The following is a 10280-nucleotide window of genomic DNA, read 5'->3' as shown; positions in this document are numbered from 1 at the left end:
CCAGCTCGGCGCGTAGTTCAGGGAAGTTGTAGATCGCCCCGTTGAAGGCCAGCGAAAGACCCAGTTGGCTGTCGATCATCGGCTGTGCCGAGCCGTCTGATAAATCCATAATTTTCAGGCGACGGTGGCCGAGGGCTATCGGCCCTTGGCTGTGAAATCCCCAGGCATCTGGGCCACGTGGTGCAAGGTGGTGGGTGATGCGTTCGATGGCTGCCAAGTCGGCAGGTTGATGATCAAAACGTAACTCTCCAGCTAATCCGCACATGGTGTGTAAATCCTTGGTGTCTCGTCATGGGTGCCGCTCGCGCTTTAGTCGACATCGGCTAGGGATGTGCGCAGCGAGGGCACGGTTAACAGAAGGCTTGGCGGGTGGCCATGCCTTGAACTCAAACGGCGCGCAAGATTCAAAAATTCCCCTGCGCCGCGATCAATGACCGTGTTTTATCGAGTGATCGCGGTCTGGATCGTTCAATAAAAATTACAAACGGTGGTTTATTGCACTGTGGTAAGGGGCAGTTTTTTTCACGATATAGCCTGATAGGTCATGGCGTGCGCGTTGGCGCATTAGGTTGATGAGCCTTATGACTAGAAAGTGGAATGCCCGTATGACCGATTTTTTGAAGCGCTCCCCTCTCGACGCCCGTGATGAGACGCTCAGTGAATTAGAGCCTCTTGAACTTGTCCGCAGCCACATGCCGAAGTGGCTGTTGAAGGCCACCCCAGAGATGATCAAGACACTGAATGCCTCGATGGCGCAAAGTCGCGCCTACCATGCACTTTCAGGGCAAAAATTTGCCCAACTTGAAGGTATTGAGGCGTATTGCGCACCTTTACTGGCGGCCGAGTTGAAACGCCGCTATGGGGTCGTGCTGAACATCTTTCGTGATCAACTGGAGGTTGCGCATGTGCATGTGGTGACCGATGACACGTTACTTGGCACTGTCCGCTATCGAACTGACTTAGATGAGCCCAAAACCTTGCTGTGGGCGGCACTGCAAAACTTTTCTGAGTCCCAGGCGGTGCCGGGGGGATTCGACCCACAGAGCAAAATCCGTCTTGCCGGGCTGCCCGGGCGGGCTAGCCCGATTCGCCCAGATCAATTTGCGGCACTGTGCCGAGAGTTGAATTTGGGGTTGAAGTATCAGAATTACTTACAGCAGTTTTTAGGTGTGGCCGCCACCGGTTCGGTCAATACAAGTGAGGTTGAGCAAGAAACCGAGTCCAATCTGCGCCTGCTCAAACGCTATGACATGGAGGTGGACGCGCAGATTGCATACCTGAAAAACCATATCAGCGATACAGCCCGCACCGCGCTGCTGGCCTTGTTGGCACAGGCTGAAAACCCCGCCCCGGCAGCGCAGGCCAAGCTGGATGGCAAGCCGCTGGTGCAGAGTTCGTTATCGATACTGGACACGGTGATTGACGGGGTGGTGGTGTTTAGCGCAGATACACCTTTGTTACATCCAACAGATCGTTTGATTATCTATATACCGAATGATCCGGTATCGCCTTTTTTCGAATTCAGTTCATTACAGGTCTTGATTGATGAGCTGAAAGTCCGTTTTCGCCGCTCGGAATACGTGAGTTTTTTCTCAGGTTTTGTCGCGTTGAGTGCCAGGCCGGTTTTCTTGCAAAAAATTAATGCCAACCCTGTAAGGCTAAGTCTGACCACAGCGACGTTGGGCATGAGTGCTGCACATTACTTGTGTGTCGTTCAGTTGAAAAACATGTTTGCCGATGCGCAACTGCTGGCAGTGCCCACGGGTGTCCTGGATGCGCAAGAGCGCGAACAGCGCTGGCAACTCTTTAAAAATGCGGGGTTGTTTATTGTCAACGTTGCCTCGCTGTTTGTACCGGTTCTGGGCGCGGTGATGCTGGCTGTTGCCGTGGGTGAGATGCTGTCTGAAGTCTACGAGGGCGTTGATGACTGGCTGCACGGTGATGTCGACCATGCCCGTGAACACCTTTTGAACGTGGCGCTGGATATTGTCACTGCTGCAGCCATAGTCACGGGAACGATCATCCTCAAGAAGGCAACCAGCGGATTGAGTCAAGCCACCAAGGAGTTTTTTGGCAACTTCGAACCCATCACCCGCGAGGACGGCACCGCGCGCTTGTGGGATAAAAAACTTGAGCCGTATTCGTCTGCCGATGAAGCTCAGCACCGCCAGTATATGAGCGATGCGCAAGGTATTTTCAAGGCTCATGGCAAGCACCATGTCACGGTGCAGGGCAAGCACTATGCCGTTGAGCGCGACCCTGAGAAGCAGCATTGGCGGATCATTCATCCGCGCAGGGCAAACGCTTTCAAACCGGGGCTGGTGCACAATCGTCAGGGCGCCTGGCAGTTTGCCCATGAGCGTCCATTGGAATGGGAGGGCAGCGCCCAGTTGATTGGACGTTTAGGGACTGGCCCGGCCAGCCTTGACGAAACGACGTTGGAGCAGGTCCGAGCGCTGACTGACACACCCAATGCTGTCATGCGCCGCGTGCATCTTGAAAACCTGCCAGCACCGCCTTTGCTTAACGTGAGCCTTAAACGATTCGAGATTGATCGCAAAATCGACGGTTTTATCGAGGCGATGAAAACCAGCCGCTTTAAGGCTGCGCAGTGGGCGGATCTGCAATTGAGCTTATTGCCTGATCTTGTGGGCTGGCCTGAAGACACAGGACTGGTTTTGCTCGATGGAGCGGGCCACTCCAACCTGGAGTACAACGCAACGTTATCCGTCGTCACGTCCCGGATCAGTATTACGCCAACCGACCTGGCGCAGGGCAAAGTCCTGGATGCCGTGCTTAGAGGTTTACCGAAACAGCGGCTGTCAGCCATTTTGGGCGCTGAAGTCTCGTTAACACCATTGCCTGTATCGACGCTGGCCAATCGACTCGGGCAATTGGCCAGCGACCGTCGCGCCAGTGTTTTTGAAAAGCTGTATGAGCGATTCAACGTGGCCCGCAGCCCTGAAACCCGTCCTATTGAAAAGGCTTTTACAGGCTTGCCACGGCCGGTGGCCCAAGCTTTGGTCGACTCGGCCACGGATGTTGAAAGAGCCAGCTTGCGGCATGGCAAAGTGCCGTTGCTGCTGGCTGAGCATGCCCGTGAATATGTGCGCGAAGGGCGTTTGAACCGTGCATTTGAAGGGTTCTTTTTGCGTACTCAACTCAACCCGGATACCGAGAGGTTGACCAGGCATTTCATTGCCAAGATGGCCAATTGGCCTGCCACCACCACGATAGAGCTGCGTGACGGTTCGACGTGGGGCAATGTGGTGCAGCGTTGGGGAACCGGGACGTTGAAAAGTCCCTGCGTAATTGTCAAAACCGAGGGCGGCTATCAACGTTACAGGCTGCAGGGCGAACAGTATGTGCTTGAACCTGGTAGCGAATCGCTGCTCTCGACCGCGCTGTTTAAATCGTTGACGAACGATCAAAGGCAACGTTTGGGCTTTGCAATGATTGATCAGGCCGCTGATTTCAATGCATCACTGGCGAATCTGGCTTCTGCCGATCGAGCTGAATCCGCCCGGATCTTAGGCATGCAACCGATTAAACCCGCCTTCAAACCGCCCTTGCGCATCAGCGATGGCAAGTTGGGCTATCCGTTATGTGGGTTAGACACAGGCGATGTTTCTCGCTCGATGCGCCGACGTGTGCTTGATCTGTACCCCGGGTTCGATGACGAGCAGATACAGGACTACCTGGCCTCCATTACTGAAACCGGTCTTGACCCTTTGACGTATTTACGGGGGCGCAAGCGCCAGAGAAAACTCTTGCGTCAGACGTTGCAGAGCTGGGTCGACGAAAGCCCCACAGAGATCTCGACGAGTCGCGAGTTGTATAACTACCCTGACAGTCGGTATCAGGCGGCCGTATTGATTCAACGCAGTTGGCATAAAAACACGACGTATATGCCTTGGGTGAGTCCGGAGCAAGCGTCGAGCTTGAGTCTGGACGGTTTACGTGTTGGCCATTTGCCCATGCTACCGTCCGAGATTGATTTCAGTCACATCACTCACTTGAACATCAACAACATGGAGTGCGGGGAATCAGTGAGTGGGTTTCTTGAACGCTTCAATAATTTGACTTTGCTGCACATGGACCACAACCGGATCCGTTCATTGCCAACGCAATTACAAAACATGCCTTTCTTACGCCAGCTTTCAGTGGCTAATAATTTTTTGTTTGTATCGCCTGCCGATAATGCCTTGTTGGGCTCGCTTCGAAACCTGGAAGTATTAAATCTCAATGGCAATTTATTAGGTCCGTTACTGGACCTGAATACACTGCCGTACTTACGCCGTGTCTACTTACGTAGAACGGCGATCCAGGACTGGCCGAGCGGGCTGGTATTACGTCCATTGCTTGAGATCGCGGACTTGCGTGAGAACCGGTTGCTGGATATCCCGGAACTTGTGTATCAGGCCCCGGCTTCAGTGACACGCAATATATCTTTGTCGGGAAACCCGTTAATAGCGTCCAGTCGTTTGCGTCTTGCGCGTTTTGTTGCCCAAGGCGGCAGCAGCATGGGGATCAATAGTGAAGCCCTGATAAGCGAGGCGGCGGCTTTTGACTTTTGGACGGCAGGCATTACCAGTCATGAACTGGCACGACGTGAGGAGCTGTGGGTCGCGTTGAAAGGCGATCCTGCCTCTGAAGACTTTTTCACAGTGATCAGTCGTTTGACCACGACAGCTGAAGCGCAAAGTGTGCGTCAGGATTTGAGTCGACGAGTGTGGGAAATGATAGAGGCGGCCACTCAAAATCAAACGTTGCGTTTTGATTTGCTCGATATGGCAGCATCTCCGCGCAGTTGTACGGATAGCGTAACCATGGTTTTTAGTGGACTTGAAATCATCATGATTCTGGCCAGATTGAATGCCGATAGCGCCGCGAGTGAATCTGATTTGTTGCGTCTGGCCGTAGGGCTTTTTCGATTGGACAAGGTGGGAAAAATTGCTGAAGACGAGTGCGCCGCACGCTTGGCTCTAAGTGGTAAGGCGGCAGACGAGGTTGAAGTGCACCTGGCTTATCGCATCGGCTTGGCTCAAGCGCTGGACTTGCCGGGCCAGCCACGGCATATGACATTTAAACTCATTGCCGACGTCTCGCAGGCAGATCTAGATAAAGCCCGTATACAGGTTGAACTCGCTGAAAAAACAAGCGAGGTCAGTCAATTTGTTAGCCGCACAGAGTTTTGGCGTGAACATTTGAATCGCACGTTTTCGTCAGAGTTTGCACAACTAACCCTCCCTTACTTCGAGCAACTGAATGACCTGTTGCGTCGCTCCCCGGAAATGACCAGCGAGCGTTACCTGAGACGCGTCAACGACATTCGCACGGCCAAGGACGTTGTAGTTGATGCGTGGAGCCTGACGAAAACCGCGGCAGTGTTGCCGGCGCCACTGCCAGGTGGCGCGCATGGCTAATATCTAAAGCCTGCGCACCAATGCGCGCAGGGCAAAACGGTTGGGGTGACAGGCCTCTGCTACTGAGCGGGGAAGCGGCAGAGGCTCGTTGTTGAGCCATGCGGCGAGCAATTCACCCGACAGCGGTGCGGTAATCAACCCGCGAGAGCCGTGACCGCTGTTCACATACAAACCCTGCAACCAAGGGCATTCAACATCCGGCACTTGCCGTGCGTCTTTGCTGAGCACCGCATAGGCATGGTGAAACGCTTGGGTATCAGCCAGCGGGCCGACAATGGGTAGGTAATCGGGGCTGGTGCAACGAAACGCGGCCCAGCCTTGCAGCGTCTCAGGGTCGAGATTTTGTTCGGCAAGACGTTGCATCAGGTCGGGCGATATTTCTTCCAGCAAATCTAGATTGCCCTGATGGCCCTCGGGAGTGGTGGTCAAATCTTCATTATTAAAATCGAAGCTGGCGCCCAGCGTATGTTCGCCCAAGCGGCCTGGAGCCACATAGCCTTCGGCGCAGACCACTGTTTTAAGTGCTGAGCTTTGCGGGGTTTCGGCCAATTGGGTAATTTGTCCACGAATGCGTTTGAGTGGCAAGCCGCTGCTCGCCGCAAAGCGTTTGACCTCAGCCGCGCCCGCCAGAATCATCACCTGCGCACTCGCGAGTACGTGATCGCCCTGACCCGCCTGCCACTGGCCATTCACCTTGTCGATGTGCAGCACATCATGGTGAGTCAACACCTGCACATTAGGATGCAGCGCTTGAAACTGGCACAAAGCGGGCGGATGCACCCAGCCACCCTCGGGGTAGAAAAGCCCGCCGTGGGCCAGTTCCACCCCTGCTAGGGCTTGCGCTTGGGGTTGATCCAGCAGGTGGACCAGCGCCGGGGCGAAGGCTGCGGCCAGTTGTGCCTGACGCTCAGCTTCTTTGGCATTGAAGCCCAGTTGCAACACGCCGCAATCATCCCAATCGCGCCCACGCTGCAACTGCTCAAGGACCCGACGGGTGTAGCCAAAACCGCAGACGATCATCTGCGATAGCGCTGTGCCGTGAGCCGACAGCTTGAGATACAGCACACCCTGCGGATTGCCGGAAGCTTCTTTGGCTAACCGATCGTGACGCTCTAGCAGCACCACCTTCCAGCCGCGTCTGGCCAAGCTGTTGGCGCTGGCGCAGCCGGATAAGCCACCGCCTACCACCAACGCCGTGCGTGGGCCGGTGATCTGTGGCGGTCGGGCGAACCAGGGTTTGACGGTCGCTGCGCGCCGAGCGGTATCCGGGACGCCGAGAAACACGCCCCGTAGAATCTCCCACTTGTGACCGATACCTGGCGTGCGGCGCATCTTGAATCCCGCTTCGTTCAATGCGCGGCGCACCCAGCCGGTGCTAGTAAACGTGCTGAGGGTGGAGTCGGGTGCGGCCAAGCGTGCCAACTGCGCAAACAGCTCCGGCGTCCACATGTCCGGGTTTTTCGCCGGAGCAAAGCCGTCCAGAAACCAGGCATCGACTTGAGCATCAAGCTGCGGCAGTTGCTCTAGGGCATCGCCGATCAGCAAGGTGAGGGTGACCCGGCCATTGGCCAGCGTGAGGGTCTGAAACCCAGAGTGAATGGCGAAATAGCGGGCCAGCAACTGTTCGCTGTAATGCTTCAGTTCCGGCCAGAGGGCGAGGGCGCGTTGCAGATCGTCGCCGGTCAGCGGGTATCTTTCGACACTGACAAAATGCAACCGGGCTTGAGGGTCTGCGATTTCGTCGAACAACTGCCACGCGCAAAGAAAATTGAGCCCCGTGCCAAAGCCGGTTTCAGCAATTACAAAATGCCCGTGGGCGGGCAGCGCGGCAAAGCGCTCGCGTAAAGCATTTTGTTCAATAAAGACATAGCGGGTTTCTTCAAGGCCGCACTTGTCTGAAAAGTAGACGTCGTCAAACAGTCGTGAATGGGGGCGACCTTGGTCATCCCAGTCCAACTGGGCATTGGGCATTTCAATCGTCATGTGGGGCTCGGTATCGGCAAGGCGGCTATTCTAGCTGATCAGTCGCCGCGCAACTGATGGATGACAGTTTTTAAAAGCTTTGCCGCCCCGCCTAGACAGCAATCGACTAGGCTTGAGCCAACTTGCTAGGGAGCTTTCCATGTTCGAATCTGCAGAAATCGGTCATTCAATTGACAAAGAAACCTACGACAGAGAAGTTCCTGCCCTACGTGAAGCCTTGCTTGAGGCGCAATACGAATTGCATCAGCAAAAACGCACGCAGGTCATTGTGTTGATCAACGGGATTGAGGGCGCGGGCAAGGGTGAAACCGTAAAGCTGCTCAATGAGTGGATGGACCCGCGGCTGATTGAGGTGCGCACCTTTGATCAACAAACCGATGAGGAGCTGGCGCGCCCGCCAGCATGGCGTTACTGGCGTCAGTTACCGGCTAAAGGGCGAATGGGTGTGTTTTTTGGCAATTGGTACAGCCAAATGTTGCAGGCGCGGGTGCATGGGGTGATTAAGGATGCAGTACTCGATCAAGCCATCACCGGTGCCGAACGCCTAGAGAGAATGCTGTGTGACGAAGGCGCGGTGATTTTTAAATTCTGGTTCCATCTGTCTAAAAAACAGATGAAAGCCCGCCTCAAAGCCCTAAAAGATGATCCGCTGCACAGCTGGCGAATCAGCCCTTTGGACTGGCAGCAATCGAAAACCTACGACAAGTTTGTGCGTTACGGTGAGCGCGTGATTCGCCGCACCAGCCGTGATTACGCGCCGTGGCATATCGTTGAAGGTGCCGACCCGCATTACCGCGGCTTGATCGTGGGCAAGATTTTGCTAGAAGGACTGCAGGTGGCGCTTAACGCTCCGAAGGCCCGCGCCCGCACGATCAATGTGCCTGCGCTGCCTGAAAGCCGTGATGGCATGAGTTTGCTCGATTGCCTGGACATGACTCAACGTCTGGAAAAAGACGACTATCAGGAGCAATTAGTAACCGAGCAGGCTCGGTTATCGGGCCTGATGCGTGACAAGCGCATGCGTCGACATGCGCTGATTACGGTGTTTGAGGGCAACGATGCGGCCGGCAAGGGCGGAGCTATTCGCCGCGTGGCGGCGGCGCTCGATCCGCGTCAATACAACATCGTGCCGATTGCTGCGCCGTCTCAAGATGAGCGTGAGCAACCGTATCTGTGGCGCTTTTGGCGACAGATCCCAGGGCGGGGTAAATTCACGATTTTCGACCGCTCTTGGTACGGGCGTGTACTGGTGGAGCGTGTCGAGAGTTTTTGTAGCCAAGCGGACTGGATGCGCGCCTACGGCGAAATCAATGATTTTGAAGAGCAACTGAGAAACGCGGGTGTCATCGTCGTCAAATTCTGGTTGGCGATTGATAAAGACACCCAACTTGAGCGGTTTCAGGAGCGTGAAACCATCCCGTTCAAACGCTTTAAGATCACTGAAGAAGACTGGCGTAATCGTGAAAAGTGGGACCTGTATCGCACGGCTGTGTGCGACATGGTTGACCGCACCAGCACCGAAATTTCGCCGTGGACCTTGGTTGCAGCCAATGACAAACGTTGGGCTCGGGTCAAAGTGCTGCGCACTATCAACGACGCGCTGGAAGCAGCTTTCGCGAAAAGCCAAAAAGACGCTAAAAAATACAAAAATCAGATTCGTATCTGAGGGGCGCCAGTCCTAGAGCTGTGATCTTTTGCTTTTGAAGATGAAAAGATCGCAGCCTGCTGCAGCTCCTACAAGTTTGGGGCTTTTGAACTCGTCGTCGGTTAAGTCATTGCGCGCTCTTCTGCTTTGCGTAGGAGCTGCCGCAGGCTGCGATCTTTTGCTGTTTAGGTCCAAAAGATCGCGAGCAAGTTGTCGTGGCTCAATGTTTGCCAGGGCTGAGCATGTTTTCTGGACGCACCCACTCGTTGAACTCGTCGTCGGTTAGGTAGCCCAGCTCCAGCGCCGCTTCGCGAAGGGTTAGCCCTTCGGCGTAAGCTTTTTTGGCGATTTGCGCTGACTTGTCGTAACCGATGTGTGGGTTGAGTGCGGTGACCAGCATCAGACCACGCTCCAAATGCTCTGCCATTTTGCTCGCGTCGGCCTCAAGCCCAATTACGCAGTGTTCATTGAAATTGCTGCAACCATCGGCCAGCAACTGGATTGATTGCAGCAAGTTGTGAATGATCACTGGCTTGTACACGTTGAGCTGTAAATGCCCTTGGCTGGCCGCGAAACCGATGGCGACATCATTGCCCATGACCTGACAGGCCAGCATCGACAATGCTTCGCATTGGGTCGGGTTGACCTTGCCCGGCATGATCGAGCTACCCGGCTCATTCGCGGGCAATTTGATCTCAGCCAGCCCGGCACGCGGCCCTGAACCCAGTAAGCGGAAGTCGTTCGCCAGTTTCATCAATGTGACGGCCAAAGTCTTTAACGCACCCGATAAGGTGGTCAACGGCTCGTGACCCGCCAAAGCGGCAAACTTGTTGGGCGCGGTGATAAACGGTAGTCCCGAAAGCGCAGCGAGTTCTGCAGCAATGGCTTCGGCAAAGCCGTGTGGGGCATTCAGGCCGGTGCCTACGGCAGTACCACCTTGCGCCAGTTCACAAACAGCAGGAATGGCAGCGCGAATGGCTTTTTCGGCGTAGTCCAATTGCGCGATATAAGCCGAAAGCTCTTGGCCGAACGTAATAGGGGTTGCATCCATCATGTGGGTGCGGCCGGTTTTCACCAGCTTCATGTAACGCGCCGACAACTCGGCAAGCCCGCCCGACAACTCATTGATGGCTGGCAACAGGTGTTCATGTATCGCCTTGGCCGCAGCAATGTGCATGGCGGTCGGGAAACAATCGTTCGAGCTTTGTGAGCGGTTGACGTGGTCA

General features: G+C 55.0%; 4 protein-coding genes and 1 pseudogene. 2 read left to right on the top strand and 3 right to left on the bottom strand.

Features of this window, described 5'->3' with window-relative positions; translation table 11 throughout:
* Positions 1–265, bottom strand: a pseudogene (locus AQS70_RS04380) (N-acetylglutaminylglutamine amidotransferase); the annotation flags it as partial.
* Between the two features lie 340 nt (positions 266–605).
* Between AQS70_RS04380 and AQS70_RS04375 the strand changes: the two are divergent.
* Positions 606–5426 carry an NEL-type E3 ubiquitin ligase domain-containing protein gene (locus tag AQS70_RS04375; protein ID WP_055101700.1) on the top strand — a complete coding sequence of 1607 codons (4821 nt, stop codon included), beginning with the start codon at positions 606–608 and terminating at the stop codon, positions 5424–5426.
* 3 nt (positions 5427–5429) lie between these two features.
* Here the strand turns inward: AQS70_RS04375 and mnmC are convergent, their stop codons facing one another.
* Entirely contained in the window at positions 5430–7409 is a 1980-nt protein-coding gene (gene mnmC / locus AQS70_RS04370) for a bifunctional tRNA (5-methylaminomethyl-2-thiouridine)(34)-methyltransferase MnmC2/FAD-dependent 5-carboxymethylaminomethyl-2-thiouridine(34) oxidoreductase MnmC1 (RefSeq protein ID WP_055101699.1), read from the bottom strand.
* A gap of 139 nt (positions 7410–7548) precedes the next feature.
* Here mnmC and pap point away from each other — a divergent pair, with 139 nt between their 5' ends.
* On the top strand, positions 7549–9075 hold the full coding sequence (gene pap / locus AQS70_RS04365; protein ID WP_055101698.1) for a polyphosphate:AMP phosphotransferase: 1527 nt from the start codon (positions 7549–7551) through the stop codon (positions 9073–9075).
* A 199-nt stretch (positions 9076–9274) separates the two neighbouring features.
* On the opposite strand, the gene AQS70_RS04360 is transcribed toward pap, so the two are convergent.
* Positions 9275–10280 (bottom strand): lyase family protein (locus tag AQS70_RS04360; protein WP_055101697.1); only part of this gene is annotated, 1006 nt, incomplete at its 5' end.

It is taken from the genome of Pseudomonas endophytica (assembly GCF_001411475.1).
Taxonomy (GTDB): Bacteria; Pseudomonadota; Gammaproteobacteria; order Pseudomonadales; family Pseudomonadaceae; genus Aquipseudomonas; species Aquipseudomonas endophytica.
The sequence above is the reverse complement of the archived record's forward strand: the minus strand, read 5'-3'. Positions and strand labels throughout refer to the sequence as shown.

Bases quoted from the DNA above. Each gene is read 5' to 3' on its own strand.
- AQS70_RS04375 (WP_055101700.1), top strand. From the start codon at position 606: ATGACCGATTTTTTGAAGCGCTCCCCTCTCGACGCCCGTGATGAGACG.
- pap (WP_055101698.1), top strand. From the start codon at position 7,549: ATGTTCGAATCTGCAGAAATCGGTCATTCAATTGACAAAGAAACCTAC.
- mnmC (WP_055101699.1), bottom strand. From the start codon at position 7,409: ATGACGATTGAAATGCCCAATGCCCAGTTGGACTGGGATGACCAAGGT.